This window comes from Microbacterium sp. H1-D42 (assembly GCF_022637555.1).
In the GTDB taxonomy this organism is placed as follows: domain Bacteria; phylum Actinomycetota; class Actinomycetes; order Actinomycetales; family Microbacteriaceae; genus Microbacterium.
On the sequence record NZ_CP093342.1, the window covers coordinates 241,925 to 259,442 of the forward strand.

Below are 17,518 nucleotides of genomic sequence, written 5' to 3' on the forward strand. Positions count from 1 at the left end.
GAAAAGGAACCCAATGCTGCTGTCAGTCACCGGAGCGAGTGGGGTGGGTAAGTCCACCGCACTCGGGGCGCTGCGGAAGGTGGACTTCGGGCGGCCGATGATCTGCGTCGAATTCGATTCGATCGGCGTGCCGGAAGGGGCGGACACCGCCTGGAGACATGATGCGATCGAGCGCTGGGTGCAGTTCGCGCTCGCCGCACAGGACGAGGGCAGCGATGTGATGCTGTTCGGCCAGGCGCCGCCGGGAGAGCTGCTCGCGGCGCCGTCGGCCGACCAGCTCGACGGCATCGCGATCTGCGTGCTGCACGCCTCGCCCACCTCGCAGGAAGCCCGGCTGCTCGGCCGAGGTGAGCCGGCCGACTCGCTGGTGCACCACCTGCGCTTCGGCACCTGGTTCCACGAGCATGCGCGAAACCCGCAGCACGCACCCGAGGTGATCCGTGTCGAGACGCCGACGCCGATGGCATGGGATCGCTGGATGACCCTGACGCCCGACGACTCAGATTGGGTCACCAGGTGGCCGGTCACGGTCATCGCGACCGATGACCTGACGGCCGAGCAGGTCGCGGCTGAGGTCGAGGAATGGGCGAGAGGTGTCCAGAACGGCCAGGGCCCTGGCATCCGACTTCGAGGGAAACCGAAGAAGTGATATCGATTTCTTCCTCTGAGCAGTAGGGTTTCGACATGCGCATGTGAGCTGACCATTCGACCGAGGTGCACCGCCAGGCGATGCACCTCGACAGCCGGTGCCGCACCGACGCGGCCGGCCCGACCAGCTTGTTCACCATGCGAGAGGAGCCGGGCGCATGCGCCCCATCCCCGAGAAGTACATCGAGCCGCCCGCGGGAATCACCCCGGCCGGATTCCTGCTGTGGATCGTACGCAGTCAATGGACGACCGTGCTGCAGGGCACCGTCTGCGACATCATCTGGCTGCTCGGCCTGGCGCTCACGCCGTGGGCGATAGGCCGCGCTGTCGACGAGGGGCTCGTGGCCGGCGACTACGGCGCCTTCGCGCGATGGCTGGGCGTCGTGGTGCTGCTGCAACTGCAGCACTCACTGATCCAGGGGCTGCGAGACCGCGCCGGATCCATCAATTACGAGCGCGCGGTGTCGCGGGTCAATCAGATGATCGCACATACGGCCACACGCATCACCGTCGCAGCGAACAGCAAGCTCGGATCCGGATCGGTCGTCACGATGGCCACCAACGATGCCTGGTGGTTCGGGTTCGTGCCCATCAACGTCGGCACGCTGATATCGGCGCTCGCCTCATTCATCACGGTGTCCGTGCTGCTGCTGCGCGACTCCGTGCTGTTGGGCTTGCTCGTCATCGTCGCAGTGCCGACGTTCTCGATGCTGCAGGTCTTCCTGGTGCGAGTTCTGCGGTCGCGGCAGAGCCTGGCGCGCGACGCGACGCGAGAGATGAATGCCGTCGCGGCCGACAGCGTGCGCGGACTGCGCGTCATCCGAGGCATCGGCGGCGAGACCTGGTTCCTCGAACGGTTCCGTGCGCACTCGGACCGTGCGCGTGACGCGCAGAAGACGGTCGCCGGTCCTGTCTCACTCGCGGACGCGCTGGGAGTGTTCATCTCGGGGGTGCTCGTCGTCGGTCTGACCTGGATCGGCGCCGCGATGGTGGCCCGTGGGGAGTTGAGGGTCGGCGAGCTGGTCGCGTTCTATGGGTACGCCGGCTTCATGGTGCTGCCGGTCACCCTGTTCAACCAGGTGATCCGAGTGGTCGTCAGAGGAATGATCGCGGCACGAGCAATCGTCGAGATGCTCGATGTCGAGCCGCTGTGGCCCGACGCCAGCGCCGACGCCCGAGACACCCGAGACACCGAAGGTGAGCCGACGCCCCCGACCATCGGCGGCGCCTCGCCTGTGCTGTACGACTCGCGGACCGGACTCGAGGTGCGCCAGGGCGAACTGTTGGCGGTCGTCGCACGGGACTCGCAGGATGCGCGGGCGCTGGTCGACCGGCTCGCGAGACTTGTCGCTGACACCACCGACTCGGTGCTGCTCGACGGACGGATGCTGTCGACGCTGCCCCTGACCGAAGTGCGCGAGCGGATCGTGGCGTCTGACCCTGTGCCGTTCCTGTTCAGCGGCACGCTGCGCGAACTGCTCGATCCATGGCGGCGACATTCCGATCAGGAGATCCTGCAGGTGGTGGCAGCGGTCGACGCGTCCGACATCCTGGCACCTCTGGTCGAGGGATTGGACGTGCAGGTCGGAGAACGCGGAGTCGAGTTCTCGGGCGGACAGCGACAGCGACTTGGGGTGGCGCGAGCGATGCTGTCCGAAGCGGCGATCCTGCTGCTGCACGATCCGACTTCGGCGGTGGACTCGGCCACAGAGGACCGCATGGCGACAGGCATACGCGCCTATCGATCCGGTCGGACCACGATCGTCGTCACGACCAGTCCGCTCCTGCTCGGCGGCGCGGATCGCGTCGTCGTGATCGAGGGGGCCGAAGTGCTCGCCGAGGGCAGTCATGAAGAACTGGTTCGCGGGGATCCTGACTATCGCCGTGTGGTGTTGAGGGCTGGAGGTGCGGCATGACTGGCACGGGACTGCCCCGCGCGAGCTCGGCACGGGTGCGGGCAGAACTGCGTGTGATCTGGCGACGGGATCGCCCACGGTTCATTCTCGTGATCCTGCTGAATGCGGCGGCCGCCGCGACAGGACTGATCCCGCCCCGACTGGTGGGTGTGCTCATCGACCGACTCCGCGCCGGTGCGGGCGTCGGCGAGGTTGCGGTGTTCGGCGGGATCATGCTCGCCGGCGTCGTGGCGCAGAGTCTGTTCGTGCTCGCCGCGGCGCGCAGCGCGTGGACTCTCGGAGAAGATGTGTTCGCCCGACTGAGGCTCGCATTCCTCACCGATGCGCTCGCCGTGCCGATGAGCATTGTCGAGACGACAGGAACAGGAGAACTCGTCACCCGCACCACGCAGGACATCAATTCGGTCTCCGAGACGGTGCGATGGGTGCTGCCAGGAACGCTCATCTCGGCGCTGACGGTCGTGCTCACGGTCATCGCCGCCGCGGCGACGTCACTGCTCATCGCGCCGGTGCTGCTCCTCGCCGTTCCGCTGCTCGTCATCATGATGCGCTGGTACATCAAGCGCGCGCCCGCCGTGTACCAGCGGCTGGGCGACAGCTACGGCCCGACGTTCGCGTCATTGGACGAGACCGCCAACGGCGCCCGCACGGTCGAGGCTCTCAGCCTGCGTGAGCCGCGTCAGCTGTCGCTTGCCGCAGCGATCTCGGGACACTGGGTTGCGGCAGTCGGTCGAATCCGGCTGCGCCAGATCATGCTGCCCTGGTCGAATCTCGCGTTCGCGATCCCGGTGTTCTGCTCATTGGCGTGGGGCGGGTGGCTGGTCGTGCGCGGGGAGGTCAGCATCGGCACCGTCGTGACGGTGACTCTGTACGCGGCGGCCCTGGTCGCGCCATTGGAGTCGCTGATCGACTGGACCGATGAGCTCCAGCGCAGCTTCGTCTCATTCGCGCGGATTCTCGGGGTGGAGGAAGCGGTGGATCGCTCCCGCAAGCAGGCCGCGTCGCCGGTGTCCACCGAGGTCGAGCTGCGCGGTGCCAGCTTCGCGTATGTGGTCGGGCGAGAGGTCGTGCACGATGTCTCGCTGAGGATCGTTCCCGGTGAGCGCCTCGCGATCGTCGGCCCGTCCGGCGCGGGGAAGTCGACTCTGGCGCGACTGCTCGCGGGGGTGGATCAGCCGACGGCAGGTCGCGTGACGATCGGAGGAGTGGATGCTGCCGCGATCCCCGTCACGCACCGCAGGGGCCACGTCCTGCTGGTGTCGCAGGAGAGCCACATCTTCGCCGCGACCGTGCTGGAGAACATCCGCCTCGGACGCACCGACGCGCGCGAACAGGATGTGCGGGCGGCTCTGGCCAAGATCGGCGCGAGCGAGTGGATCGGCGAGCTTCCCGACGACTGGGACACGCTGGTCGGCTCAGGAGGGCATGTGCTCACCGGCGCCCAGGAGCAGCAGCTCGCCCTCGCGCGAGTCCTGATCGCAGACCCGCACACGATCATCCTCGACGAAGCGACGTCGGCGATGGATCCGGGGATCGCTCGCAGTCTGGAGGCGGCACTCGGGGCGACGGTGGAAGGTCGCACGGTGATCGCGATCGCGCACCGGCTCTACACGGCGTACGACGCCGATCGGATCGCTGTGGTCGAGGACGGTCGGATCGTCGAACTCGGCACGCACGAGGAGCTGGTGCTGGCCGGTGGTCCGTATGCCGACCTGTGGGACCGCTGGAGCGATGAGGGGACATCAGAAGCAGTGATGGGGTCCCGCAGGACAGCAGGACCCCATCACCTTTGGTCAGGGCACCCGGGTCAGTGAGACATCATCCAGCTGCATCCAGATGTCGCCGCTGTTGGTCCAGACTCCGCCGAACACCTGCACCGCATCCCGATCACCGCTGTCGAACTCGACGGTGAAGCGGGTCCACGCGCCGACCGAGACGAAGTGCGCCTCACCGAGCACAGTGCCGTCCAGCGTACGGGCGCCGAAGTAGCCGTTGTCGCTGTTCACCGAGGTGCGCAGGAACCCGGTGACCCGGTAGGTGGTGTCCGGTTCGACGGCCACATCCTGCCAGATGTCCCGCCAGCCGGTGTTGTTGCGCACGAAGGCACGGCGATCGCCGGTGAAGCCCGCCGCCGGCGAGTTGTCGATGCCCGAGTTCGGCTTCGCTCCCCATGAACCGTTCGTGCCATCGCCCAGCGTGGTGGAACGCTCGAAGCTGGCATCCGTGATGAGGTTCGGATCGACGATGTCGCCCTGCTTGTCGATGCGGAGGTGCATCAGGTACACGTTGTACGGGTTCCACTGCGACATCGCGAAGTAGATCTCGCCGTCCTTGTTCCACGGGTGGAAGTACCCGCCGTACAGCGCGGGGTAGTCAGTGGAGCTGGCCACGGTCTGCGGCGCCGTCCATGGACCCTCAGGATTCTTGGCGGTGTACATGACGATGTCCTCACCGGACAGCGTCATCAGCAGGAAGCGCTTGCTGTGCTTGTCGTACTGCACCGAGAGCTCGCTGATCGGGGCGTCGATGACGGGCACGGCATCGGCCTCATCCTTGCTCCACTTCCTGCCGTCCCAATACCGGTACGCCGACTTGTCCAGCAGCTTCTTCGCGGGAACCTTGGCCACCGATGCTGGGCCGTTGCGCCCGTTCTGGGTGCCGAACACGTAGATCGTGCCGCCATCCTTCACATACGCCTGCATCTGGAACGGGTCATCGCCGTCGGGATTGTCCCAACGGGTGTCGGAGACCGTCCAGTTCTCGCCGCCGTCGTCCGAGTAGGCGATGCCGGCGTGATTGGTGTCCCACATGCCGGGGGGACCCCACTGCCTGACGGACATGAATCCGAGGTACTGCCGATCGCCGACCGCGATTCCTGCGGTGGGGATGACGGTCATCTCGTCGCCGTTGATCTTCTTCGAAGGGATGATCTCCTTCGCGACCCCCTGAGGGGCCTGCGCCGCCCAGTCGAAGAGCATGCCGTCGGCGAGATCCGTGTCGCTGGAGCGCACCAGCACGTTGCTGCGCCAGTTGCCGTTGGGCGGGGCGCCGCCGCCAGGGCCCGTCCACGAGTTGCCGAAGGTGTCACCGAAGGCGGTGAGCACGTGTCCCGATCCGTCGTCCCACATGATGCCGAGGTCGGTGGACTTGATGTCCCACCGTCCCCAGGTGTTGTTGGGAGCGTCGGGGCCCGTGAGCTTCTCGACGACGGTTGCCGGCGTGCGAGCGGTGGTCGCCTCCGCCGGTGGCGGTGACGTGGTCGCAGCGAACGCGACGATGGCGAGGGATGCGACTGCGGCGCCTGCCGCGATTCGATTCAGGGGCGTCATTGCCTTTCCTTTCTCGGGTCGCCGGGTGGCGACGGGTGGTCAGCCCCAGACCTCCAGCTCGGCGATCGAGGTGAACCTCATGGGGCCGCCGGGTTCGCCGGTCAGGCGGATGCCGTCGGCGATGACCCGGGTGAAATCGAAGACGTACTCGTCGAACTCCAGGGCGGTGAAGTCGGTCGGGTAGGCCGGGGTGACGGTGAGCGATGTCACCGGCATCCACTCGCCATCGATCCGCACCTCGACGCGAGGGGCGGAGGCGAACCACCCGCCAAGTGAGTCCTGCCCACCGGGGACGTAGATCAGTCTCGACATGGCGCGCGGCGACGCCCACTCGTAGCCCCAGACGTCGTCGCCGCTGCCGGGGCCGAACGCCGAGTCCTCGGCGATCGTGCGATCGCCGTCGTTCAGCACGACTTCCTGCCCCTCGCGCACGCGTGACACCAGTGGCGTCGCGCCGTCGAGGGCGAGGTTGCCGGACGCCTCGGCGACAGCATCCGATCCCGGGTCGAACACCACGCGACGCAGGCCGAAGCAGTACGCGCGGCCGCCGCGGGACGACGCCGGCACGAACCAGTTGCTCTGCAGCCACATCTCGGTGCCGTCAGCCGAGAGGTACTTCGACGGCATCGTCGGGGCGTAGCCGCCATGCTTGGCGAGCGGTGAGCGTGGGCCGTGCCAGGGGAAGTGCCCGAAGTCGTGACTGTGCAGCAGTCGCCACGGCCCCCAGGGTGTCGGCGCCTCGAAGAACTCGAAGGTGTACTCACTCCATGTCGAATACAGGTAGCGGCCGAGGCCGGGGTTCCAGATCACGGACCCCTGCGCGATGCAGGTGAAGTCGTGCGCCGTCATGCCGAACGCGGGTGTCGGGTAGAAGCGCCGCTCGTCGACGAGAACCGGCTGCTTGTCGGCGATCGCAGAGGACCAGGTCGGGCCCTCGTCAGACGCGTCGGCGTAGAACTCCCATGCGCCGATGTCCTGCACCCGATCCGCGCGCACCCGCCCGAGGAACAGCTCGGTCGGATCCGGCACCCGCTTCGAGAACGAGGTGCGCCAGTTGCCGTCGATGCCGTAGGCGTAGACGTACTCGGATCCGCCGTTCGCCTGGCCGAGGTCGAGGAACATCACCGTCGTGAAGACGTGATCGTGGAACATCGGCTCATCCGGCCAGGTCCAGGTGCGGCCGAGGTCATCACTGCGGACGATCGTCGCCGTGGGCGCCTCGTTGAACGTGTCGGGGGAGTCTCCGCAGCGCAGATCCTGCACCGCGAGAAAGAGCACGTCGCGCCCGTCGAGGTTCACGCACACCATGCCGGTCGGCTTGCGGTTGAATCGCGCTGGATCCCAGATCGGGGCGACCGCGTCGCCGTCGGCGAGGCGCTCTCCGGTGAGTCCGGTCTGCGGCGTCCCATCGATCCGGTTCACCAGGATGTCGCTCCAGCCGTGCCGCGCGAAGCCGGTGCCGTCCCCGGCGGCGGCGTACAGCGCGCCGTCGGATGCCCAGGCCGATGGCCACAGGTCTCCGTCGCTGGCCGTGAGCACAGTGTTCGCCTGGTCGACGTGCGCGATTCGCAGTCGCAGGGGAGCGGATGCCGGATTCACCGGCGCCCCATCGATGATCGGGTGGCGTTCATTCATCGGCAAGGCTCATCTCGCGCAGCCCGAACCAGTAGGACGTGATGCCGGCGGGGGCGCAGGGGCACACGTTGGACTGCAGCCACATCGTGGTCTCGTCGCCCGAGACGAACTTCGACGGAACCGTGGTCGCGTAGCCGCCGATGCGGTCGGCCTGCCACGGGTACTCGCCGAAGTCCTCTGACAGGATCGGGGTCCACGGTCCCCACGGCTGCGGCGCCTCGTAGAACTCGAACGTGTACTCGGTCCACGAGGTGTACAGGTAGCGATCGCGCCCAGGCAGGTACGTCACCCCGCCCTGCGAGATCACGCTCATGTCGTACGCACTGCGGCGCTCGTCGACGAGCACGGGCTGCTTCTTCGCCACGTCGCGGGTCCAGATCGCGTCGGCGGCACCCGGTTCCCCGGCGTAGAACTCCCACTTCGAGCCGTCCTGCACGGCGGCGACCGGGACCCTGGCCAGGAACAGCTCAGTCGGATCGGGTACGACGTCGGTGAACGAGTCGCGCCAGTTGCCATCAAGGCCGTAGGCGTAGACGTAGTCCTTGTCCGGGCGGTGCTCCGCGTCCTTGCCGTAGTCGGCGAACCAGACTGTGGTGAAGACCCCGTCGGCGAACATCGGCGCCTTCTGATCCCATGACCAGGTCTCACCGTGGTCGTCGCTGCGCGCGATCGTCGCGTTCGGCGCGGCATTGAAATCGGCCGCGAGATCCTGCACCGCCAGGTACAGCGTGTCTTCGATGCACAGCATGCCGGTGGGCTTTCGGGTGACGCCCTCGTCGCTGCTCCAGACCTGACCGAGTGCGTCGCCGGTCGCGAGACCGGCGCCGGCGAGATCATCGGATGCCGGCGACCCGGTGATCCGGTTCATGACGATGTCGCTGGTGACGCTGCCGAACCCCGCCCCGTCGCCGTTCGCGGAGTAGAGCGCGTCATCGCCCGACCAGCAGTTCGGCCAGAGGTCTCCGTCGGAGACGCCGATCGCCGTCGGGGCGTCGGCGACGGATGCCGTCAGCGGGCCGGCATCCGCCGCTGCGCAGCCTGCCGTGAGAAGCAGACCCGCCGCAGCGATCGCTGCTCCGACGCCCTTCGCTCTGAGCGCGCTCATCTCACCAGACCGTGTACCCGCCATCGGCGAGCACATCCGACCCGGTCATGAAGCTGGATGCGTCCGAGGCGAGGAACAGGATCACCGATGCCACCTCGTCGGGCGTGCCGAGGCGGCCCATCGGCGTGCGCTCGCGCCATGTCTCGCCGAGCGCCGGGTCATCGGCCAGCACCTGAGCCGTGAGATCGGTGCCGATGTAGCCAGGCGACACCGAGTTCACGCGCACTCCACGAGAGGCCCATTCGCCGGCGAGCGTCTTCGTGAGGTGCACGACGCCCGCCTTCGCGGCGTTGTAGCTGGACTGCTTCTGGGGGAAGTTGCTGATGCTGCCGCTCATCGATGCGATGTTCACGATCGCGCCGTGGCCGGCATCGAGCATGTGGCGCCCGAACGCCTGGCAGACGTAGAAGGTGCCGGACAGGTCGATGTCGACGACCCGCTGCCAGTCTGTGACGGTCATGTCCTCCGCGCTCGCCGAGCGGACGATCCCAGCCGCGTTGAGCACGATGTCGGGAGCACCCCTGCGCGCTACGAGGTCATCGGCGACGGATGTCACCGCGGCAGCATCCGTCACATCCACCTTCACGAACTCGACGTCGTCGAGGGCAGCGGTCATCGCGAGATCGAGCACGACGACCTGCGCGCCCTGTGCGAGGAACCGCCGCACGGTCGCCAGGCCGATGCCGCGCCCGCCGCCGGTGACGACGACGAGCTTCGCGCGCAGATCGGGATAATTCGCAGTCTCGGACATGTATGCGTCCTGTCGTCAGCTCTGCGGTGCCCGCGGGGGCGTTGCGCCGATGTCAGGCACTGGGGCGGTACCTAAGTGAACCTCCAGGTCATCGGCACTCGGCGACTTCGGGCGACGGGCAGTCGGCCGGTCGAGATAGAACATCGCGGTCGATGCGATGTCGTCGCGCAGGGGCAGGTAGCGCCAGCCGCTGCGCCAGCCGAGCGCCTGGATGTCGACCTTCGGAATGCCGGTGGCGAAGTGGATCGGGTCCTGCAGATGCCAGCGGTACATGCCGAACCGCTGCTGTGAGACGTAGAGCCCGTCGGGGCGGATCACCTGGGGCATCCCGAGGTACGGCGTGGAGAACTCGGTGTAGCCCTTGCCAGGGATGTCGAAGTTCCACGCGCCGCCGAAGTAGTCTTCGGTGCCGGTGCCGGCAATGGTCGGGTAGTCGGTGTCGTCATCGAGGTAGAACTTGATCTCGCCCTCTCCCCACCAGCCATTGGAGTTCACACCCCACGCGATGTAGGTGCCGACGTACTGCCCTTCGCCCTCGATGCCCTCCAGGAGCACGTGCGGGGTGCGGTCCTCGAGCGGGTTCGACCGCCGCCACTGCGCGTGGAAGTAGCCGTCGTTCGAGTGGTCACCGCCGGTCTCGTAGGTGATCTGGTAGTACACCCGCACGTCGACGACGGAGGTGTTCTCGATCGTCATGCGGGCGCCGTCGCGGAACGGCATCGGCCAGTACGAGTTGAAGCCGCCGTGCGGGTTGGCCGCGATCGCCTGCGAGTTCACCTGTGCGAACACGCCCCAGCCGTTGCAGAAGAAGTCACCGTACGGCACTTCGACGGCGGGCTCCTCCGCACCGTCCCAGTACGCGCGCAGGATCAGCGTGCGCCAGTTGTCGGTGTGCGTCGTGATCCAGATGTGCGTGATCTTGCCTGCGCCGGCGATGGATGCCAGCTCGAACGTCTCACCGGCCTTGATGTCGACGCTGGGTGAGATCTTCCACCCTGGGCCGAGATCGCGAGCGCAGTCTGCTCCGGTACCTTCGGTGGCGCGCGCCCCGCCACCGACCGCCCCGTCGAAGTTCTCGGGAGAGATCGAGCGCGTCTGCACCTTCCGCAGCGCGGAGATGGAATTGAGATCGGACATGCAGGCACTTCCTCGTGTCGGGCTTGTGGGTGTTCCGCCACAGTATCGATTCGCCGCCCCTGTTGCAATCGATTTCAAGGGGATACTGTTGTAAAGCGCAGAGGTGCAGGGGGATATGTGGCCACGATCTACGACGTAGCAGAGCTCGCAGGAGTCTCTCCGGCGACCGTGTCGCGCGTGTTCAACGGCGTGGGGGTGTCGGCCACCAAGAGCGCGGCGGTGCGCGCCGCCGCCGAGCAGCTGAACTTCACCCCGAACCGCGCCGCCCGCACCCTGCGCCGGCAGAGCTCCGAGGTGATCGCGCTGATCATCCCCGACATCGAGAACCCCTACTTCACCGAGATGGCCCGCGGTGTGGAGGACGTCGCGAGCGAGGCCGGCTACTCGGTGGTGCTGTGCAATTCCGACGCCCAGCTCGACAAGGAGCTGACGTATCTGCGGATCGCGATCGCCGAGAACATGTCCGGGATCATCCTTGCGGCAGCATCCGACTCCACGGATCTCGACGAGATCCTCGCCACAGGCCGCCCCGTGGTGGCCGTCGACCGCGGGGTCGGCCACGATGTCGACGGGGTCGTGATGGCGAACCGTGATGCCGGGCGCCTCGCGACCGAGCATCTTCTGCAGACGTACCGCCGTGTCGCCTACATCGGCGGGCCGGAGCATATCGAGACCTCGTCCGATCGCGCCGAGGGGTGGCGGCTCGCGCACCGCGCTGCAGGTGCGGATGCGCCGCTGGAGCTGTTGCGGTTCTCGTCGTTCCGCGTCGATGGCGGTCGAGAGGCCATGGAAGAGCTGCTGGCCCTGCCCGAACCGCCCGATGCCGTGGTGGCCGGCAACAACCTCATCGGAGTCGGCGCGATCCAGGTGCTCACCGAGCACGCACTGACCCCGCCGAAGATCGGCGTCGCCGTGATCGGCGGACTGCCGTTCACCACGCTGTCGCCGAGCGCGGTGACGGTCGTGCGGCTACCCGCGCGGCACATGGGTGTGACGGCAGCGCGGATGCTGCTTGAGCGCATCCGCGGCGATGAGCAGCCGGCGCGCACGATCGTGCTGCGCAACGAACTGCAGGCGGCGTCAGCGCGGCCCTGAGCCGCCGATCCGGCTCGCAGAGTCAGGCGCCCTTTCGGCGAGCGCATCGACTTCGCGTCCTGTGCCTCGCTGGGCGCCCAGCTCTGCGTGGACGTTGTGTGCGCTGCGCGAGAGCCTTGCAACATGAAATCGATTTCGCGTACGCTGGGTGCAGCTTGTCATATCAAGGAGGACGACATGCGCTGCACCCTTGGGGTGGATATCGGAACGTCGAGCAGCAAGGGCGTGCTCGTCGCCGAAGACGGGTCGATCCTCGCTTCGGCGACGCGCGCACACGCCGTCGACCGACCCCACACGGGGTGGGTCGAGATGGACGCGCACATCTGGTGGGACGAGTTCGTCGCGATCACGCGTGAGCTGTCTGCCGCGGTGTCGGATGCTGAGATCACTGCCGTCGGCGTGAGCGGCATGGGCCCGTGCGTCCTGCTCGCAGACGACGACGACGAGCCCGTGCGCCCCGCCATTCTCTACGGGGTCGACACCCGAGCCACCGAGCAGATCGCCTGCCTCACCGACGAGCTCGGCGAGGACGAGATCACCCGCATCGGCGGCTCCACCCTCACCTCGCAGGCCGCCGGCGCGAAGATCGCCTGGGTCGCGGACGAGGAGCCGGACGCCTGGGCCCGAGCGAAGCGCCTGTTCATGCCCGCATCCTGGCTGGCACGCAAGCTCACGGGGGCGTACGTGCTCGACCACCAGTCGGCCAGCCAGACCTCGCCGCTGTACGACATCGAGAACGAGCACTGGCACGACCCGTGGTGGCAGCGCTATGCGGCCCCCATCGCCCAGCCGCAGCTGACCTGGGCCGGCAATATCGCTGGAGCGGTCACGCAGGCAGCATCCGACCTCACCGGCATCCCCGAGGGCACGCCCGTCATCACCGGCACCATCGACGCATGGTCGGAGGCGGTCAGTGTCGGCGCGCACGAAGTGGGCGACCTCATGCTGATGTACGGCACCACGATGTTCCTGATCGCGACCGGCGAGCAGACGCTGCGCACCCCCTCGATGTGGACCACTGCCGGAGCCTTCGCCGGCACCCGCAACCTCGCCGGTGGGCTGTCGACCTCAGGGGCGCTGACCGCGTGGCTCAAGGACCTGACCGACGCCGACTACCCGCAGCTGCTCGCCGAAGCGGCCGAGTCCGGCCCCGGCGCGCGCGGACTCGTCATGCTGCCGTACTTCGCGGGGGAGCGCACCCCGATCCAGGACCCGGATGCCCGCGGCGTCATCGCCGGGCTCACACTGAGCCACGGGCGCGGAGACCTCTACCGGGCAGCCCTCGAGGCCACAGCGCTCGGCGTGCGCCACAACGTCGAGACCATGCGGGCGGCCGGCGCCGACATCCGCCGCATCGTCGCCGTCGGCGGCGGCACGCAGGGGCGGCTCTGGCTGCAGATCGTGTCGGATGCCACCGGCCTCGTCCAAGAGGTGCCGGCCACCACGATCGGCGCCAGCTACGGAGCGGCCTTCCTGGCAGCATCCGCCGTCGCCGACAGCGCATCCGGTGCTGTGCGGCCGCAGATCGGCGACTGGAACCCCGTCGCCGACACCATCACGCCCGATCCGGCCGCGAAGCCCGTCTACGACGCCCTCTTCGACCGCTACCTGCGGCTCTACGACGGCACGCGCGACGTCGTGCACGAACTCGCCGACACGCAGCGCAAGGAGCGATCATGACGCGGCGCACCCGCCCGATCCCGCACACCGCCCAGCGTGCCGCCTTCCCGCTCGGCGGCATCGGCACCGGCAACGTCTCACTGGGAGCGCGGGGTGAACTGCGCGACTGGGAGTTCGAGAACCTTCCGGACAAGGGGCGCACCAACCCGCGCTCGTTCTTCGCCATCCACGCTGCGCCCGAAGGCGGCGAGGCCGTCACCCGCGTGCTCGAGGCCCGCCACACCGGTCGCCATGACCTGGATGCCGGGTACAGCTTCGACGACCTTGCCGGCCTGCCCAGACTCGATGCCGCAGAGCTGCACGGCGAGTACCCGATCGCCGAGATCGACTTCACCGACAGCGCCCTCCCCGTCGAGGTCTCGCTTCGCGCGTTCACCCCACTCGTGCCGCTGGACCCTGACGCCTCCGGCATTCCGGCCGCGGTGCTGCGGTACCGGGTCACCAACCCCGGCGCCACCGCGGTGACCGTCACCGTCGTCGGCAGCATGAGCCACACCGCCGGACGAGGCACCCCCGGCCCTGACGCACCGTGGGGCATGCGCGGGACGCAGTCCGTGCGCTGGCGTGAGGACGAGGGCATCCGAGGTCTCGACTTCGACATCGATCTGCCGCACGACGATCCGGGCTACGGCACCATGAGCCTCACCACGACGGATGCGTCGACGACGGTCAAGCCGCAGTGGGTGACCAGCTACTGGCCTGACGGCGGACGCCTGTTCTGGGACGACCTCACCGCAGACGGCCTTCTGTCCGCCGAGCCGCGGCTGACGCTCGAGGACAAGCCGCGTGGTCTGTTCGCCGAGCGCGACGCCGACGCGGGTGCCGTGCTCACCGAAGAGCAGATGATGGCGAAGCTGCCCCGCGTGCGCACCGGCTCGCTCGGCATCGTGCACACCCTCGCCCCCGGAGAGGCGCGCGACTTCGAATTCGTGCTGTCGTGGAGCTTCCCGAACCGTCGGCGCGGCTGGCACGGGCACATCGTGTTCGATGACGCTCTGGAGGACGGAACGCCCGACCTGCGCGATGAGCTCGATCCGATCGTGCGCAATCACTACGCCACGCTGTGGGCAGACGCGTGGGCGGCGGGCGCGCACCTGCACCGTGAGCTGCCGGCGCTGGAAGCGGCGTCGGATGCCTTCGTCGAGGCCCTCTACGGCGGCACGCTCGACCCGGTGCTCGCCGATGCGATCGGGGCGAACGTGGCTGCGGTCCGCTCGACCACCTGCTTCGTGCTCGAATCGCCCACGCCCGAACTCGGCGAGGGCCCGGTCTTCGCGGCCTGGGAGGGATCGTTCGATCACGGCGGGTCCTGCGAGGGCACGTGCACGCACGTCTGGTCGTACGCGCAGACGGTGGCCTGGCTGTTCCCGAGCCTCGAGCGCAGCGCGCGTCGCGCAGAGTTCCTGCTCGAGACCGACGAGGCCGGCGCGCAGAAGTTCCGCGGTAACCGCATCTGGGGCGCTCCGCGCTGGTTCATCGGCCCCGCGGTCGACGGGCAGCTCGGCACCTTCCTGCGGCTGCACCGCGAGTGGCGCTTCTCGGGCGACGATGACTTCCTGCGCGAGCTGTGGCCCGCCGCCGCCCGCAGTCTGGAGTACGCGATCCGCGAGTGGGATCGGGACGGCGACGGACTGCTCGACGGCGAGCTGCACAACACCTACGACATCGAGTTCCACGGGATCGACCCGCTCGCGAACGGCTTCCAGCTGGCGGCGCTGCGCGCCGGAGCCCGCATGGCCGAGCACCTCGGCGAGGCCGATCGCGCGCAGCGCTGGTCGGCGCGTGCCGACGAAGCGGCAGACGCGATGGAGCGGATGCTGTGGAACGGCGAGTTCTACCGGCAGCTGATCGACGACGTCGACGCACACCGGTACCAGTACGGCGATGGCGTCCTCTCGGACCAGCTGCTCGGCCAGTTCCACGCCTTCCTCGGCGGCCTCGGCTACCTGCTGCCAGAGGAGCACGTGCGCTCGGCGCTGGGTGCGATCGTGCGCCACAACCACCGCGACGACCTGCGCGCACATGAGAGCACGCAGCGCGTCTACGCGCTGAACGACGAGGGGGGCCTGCTGCTGGCTTCCTGGCCGAACGGCGGCCGGCCCGCGCTGCCTTTCGTCTACGCCGACGAGGTCTGGACCGGCATCGAACACCAGGTCGCGGCGACGCTGCTCTTCGCGGGCATGCCCGACGAGGCGCTGACGATCGAACGCAGCCTGCGGGCACGATACGACGGCGAGCACCGCAATCCGTGGAACGAGATCGAGTGCGGCAACCACTATGCGCGCTCGCTCGCGTCGTGGGCGCTGCTCATCGCCGCCAGCGGCGCGCAGTGGGACGGTGTCAGCCGCACACTCGCGTTCGACCCGGTGGACGCCGATGGCGCCCAGCGCTTCCTCTTCACGACCGGCACCGGCTGGGGTCGCGTCGACATCCGGCCCGCCTCGATCACCCTGCACCTCGACGGCGGTGATCTCGACCTCGCGCAGCTGGTGCTGCGCGGCGAGGTCGTCGGCCGCAGCATCCGACTCTCTGCCGGCGGCACTCACACCGTCAGCCTTCCCTGAACCACCTCACAACGGAGAACACCCATGGCCTACACCCTGCCGACATCGGCCCAGCGCCCGGCATCCGCCCCGAAGACCGCCTACCTGATCACCTCGGGCGACCTTCGAGAGTCGGCCAACACCGCAGGCTGGCCCACCCAGGTCGAGCTCGAGGCCGGCGTGACCGGCGTGCTCGAGGGGCTCGGCTGGAGCGTCATCCGCCCGTTCGGCGTCGACCCGGCTACCGGCCACGGATTCATCTCAAGCCAACGCATGGGCATGGAGGTCTTCACGAAGATCCCCACAGACGCGCCGCTGGTCGTCGCGATCGCCAACTGGCAGTACTCGCACCACGTGCTCGCAGGCCTGCGCACCCACGAGGGCCCGATCCTCACCGTCGCCAACTTCGCCGGCGACTGGCCTGGCCTCGTCGGACTGCTCGGTCTGAACGCGGGACTCACCAAGATGGGCAAGTCGTACGCCACCACGTGGTCGGTCGACTTCACCGACGAGTGGTTCACCGACGGCATCCGCGAGTGGACCGAGACCGGAGCCATCGTGCACGACGACTCGCACGTGCGTCCGCTGCCCGCGCTGCCCGACAGCCCGGAGAAGCAGCTCGGTGAGGCGCTCGCCGCGCAGCTGCGCGCCGACAAGGCCATCATCGGCGTCTTCGACGAGGGCTGCATGGGCATGTACAACGCCATCTTCGATGACGAGCTGCTCAACCACACCGGCATCTATAAGGAGCGCCTGTCGCAGTCGGCGCTCTACGCCGAGATGCTCGAGGTCGCCGAGGCCGAGGCCGACGCCGCCTATGACTGGCTGATCGACCACGGCATGACATTCCAGTACGGCGAGGATGCCGAGACCGAGCTCACCCGTGAGCAGGTGCAGTGGCAGATGAAGATGTACATCGCCGCCCTGCGGATCGCCGATGACTTCGGGTTGGATGCTGTCGGCATCCAGTACCAGCAGGGTCTGAAGGACCTCGTGCCGGCATCCGACCTCGCTGAGGGCATCCTGAACACCACCGAGCGTCCGCCGGTGCTCTCGCGCGACGGCTCGCGCGTGCTGCACGAGGGTCGCGCGTTCCCGCACTTCAACGAGGCCGACGAGGGTGTCGCGGTCGACGCGCTGGTCACCGACCGGGTCTGGCGCGCGATGGGCCTCGTGCCAGACAACACGCTGCACGATGTGCGCTGGGGTGAGGACCACGACGGCGAATTCGTCTGGGTGTACGAGATCTCGGGCTCGGTGCCCGCGTCGCACCTCGGCGGCTGGGACAAGGCCGAGGGCTGGCGCCAGGGTCACGTGTTCTTCCCCGCCGGCGGTGCGACGATCAACGGCGTCTCCAAGCCCGGTGAGGTCGTGCTGTCGCGTGTCTTCATCGCCGACGGCGTACTGCAGGCCGATATCTTCCGGGCATCGGTCGTCGAGCTTCCCGAGGCCGAGACGCAGCGCCGCAAGGACGCCACCAACCCCGAGTGGCCGATCGCGCACGTCGTGCTGCACGGGCAGAGCCGTGACCAGTTCATGGCGCGGCACAAGGCCAACCACGCGCAGCTCGTCTACGCCCCCGACGCCGAGACGGCCGACAAGGCCCTGATCGCCAAGGCCGCGATGTTCGCCGGCATGGGCATCCAGGTCAACCTGGTGGGCGACGTCCGCGCCTGACG

Annotated in this window: 12 protein-coding genes; 7 read left to right on the top strand and 5 right to left on the bottom strand. The window is 68.2% G+C overall.

Annotated features, from left to right (window positions below; translation table 11 throughout):
• The first annotated feature begins 13 nt into the window (after window positions 1-13).
• The 3 genes from MNR00_RS01160 to MNR00_RS01170 all read left to right on the top strand — a co-directional run bounded on the left by MNR00_RS01160 (window position 14) and on the right by MNR00_RS01170 (window position 4,378).
• A complete protein-coding gene (locus tag MNR00_RS01160) occupies window positions 14-649 on the top strand; it encodes an AAA family ATPase (protein WP_241927341.1) in 636 nt (211 codons plus the stop codon).
• Between the two features lie 157 nt (window positions 650-806).
• Window positions 807-2,564, top strand: coding sequence for an ABC transporter ATP-binding protein (locus MNR00_RS01165; RefSeq protein ID WP_241927342.1), 1,758 nt, complete (start codon window positions 807-809; stop codon window positions 2,562-2,564).
• Complete coding sequence (locus tag MNR00_RS01170; protein WP_241927343.1) at window positions 2,561-4,378, top strand: ABC transporter ATP-binding protein; 1,818 nt, start codon at window positions 2,561-2,563, stop codon at window positions 4,376-4,378. Before MNR00_RS01165 ends, MNR00_RS01170 begins: the two co-directional genes overlap by 4 nt.
• On the opposite strand, the gene MNR00_RS01175 is transcribed toward MNR00_RS01170, so the two are convergent.
• Genes MNR00_RS01175 through MNR00_RS01195 form a run of 5 tightly spaced genes read right to left on the bottom strand, consistent with a single transcriptional unit; the run spans window position 4,358 to window position 10,521 of the window.
• The gene (locus MNR00_RS01175; protein WP_241927344.1) at window positions 4,358-5,893 is read right to left on the bottom strand and encodes a DUF4185 domain-containing protein; all 1,536 of its coding nucleotides are present in this window, start codon (window positions 5,891-5,893) and stop codon (window positions 4,358-4,360) included. The two genes, MNR00_RS01170 and MNR00_RS01175, sit on opposite strands and share 21 nt — an antisense overlap.
• A gap of 39 nt (window positions 5,894-5,932) precedes the next feature.
• Window positions 5,933-7,528: a DUF4185 domain-containing protein gene (locus tag MNR00_RS01180; RefSeq protein ID WP_241927345.1), complete on the bottom strand. Its 1,596-nt coding sequence runs from the start codon at window positions 7,526-7,528 to the stop codon at window positions 5,933-5,935.
• Complete coding sequence (locus MNR00_RS01185) at window positions 7,521-8,633, bottom strand: DUF4185 domain-containing protein (RefSeq protein ID WP_241927346.1); 1,113 nt, start codon at window positions 8,631-8,633, stop codon at window positions 7,521-7,523. Before MNR00_RS01185 ends, MNR00_RS01180 begins: the two co-directional genes overlap by 8 nt.
• Window position 8,634: 1 nt before the next feature.
• Window positions 8,635-9,384, bottom strand: a complete 750-nt coding sequence (locus MNR00_RS01190) for an SDR family oxidoreductase (protein WP_241927347.1) — start codon at window positions 9,382-9,384, stop codon at window positions 8,635-8,637.
• A gap of 15 nt (window positions 9,385-9,399) precedes the next feature.
• Window positions 9,400-10,521: a glycoside hydrolase family 172 protein gene (locus tag MNR00_RS01195; protein WP_241927348.1), complete on the bottom strand. Its 1,122-nt coding sequence runs from the start codon at window positions 10,519-10,521 to the stop codon at window positions 9,400-9,402.
• 117 nt (window positions 10,522-10,638) lie between these two features.
• Between MNR00_RS01195 and MNR00_RS01200 the strand changes: the two genes are divergently transcribed.
• From MNR00_RS01200 to MNR00_RS01215, 4 genes are all read left to right on the top strand, one after another.
• Window positions 10,639-11,616: a LacI family DNA-binding transcriptional regulator gene (locus MNR00_RS01200; protein WP_241927349.1), complete on the top strand. Its 978-nt coding sequence runs from the start codon at window positions 10,639-10,641 to the stop codon at window positions 11,614-11,616.
• A 177-nt stretch (window positions 11,617-11,793) separates the two neighbouring features.
• Window positions 11,794-13,296, top strand: coding sequence for an FGGY family carbohydrate kinase (locus MNR00_RS01205; protein WP_241927350.1), 1,503 nt, complete (start codon window positions 11,794-11,796; stop codon window positions 13,294-13,296).
• A complete protein-coding gene (locus tag MNR00_RS01210) occupies window positions 13,293-15,860 on the top strand; it encodes a GH116 family glycosyl-hydrolase (protein WP_241927351.1) in 2,568 nt (855 codons plus the stop codon). Before MNR00_RS01205 ends, MNR00_RS01210 begins: the two co-directional genes overlap by 4 nt.
• 24 nt (window positions 15,861-15,884) lie before the next feature.
• Window positions 15,885-17,516 carry a fucose isomerase gene (locus tag MNR00_RS01215; protein WP_241927352.1) on the top strand — a complete coding sequence of 544 codons (1,632 nt, stop codon included), beginning with the start codon at window positions 15,885-15,887 and terminating at the stop codon, window positions 17,514-17,516.
• The last annotated feature ends 2 nt before the right edge of the window (window positions 17,517-17,518 follow it).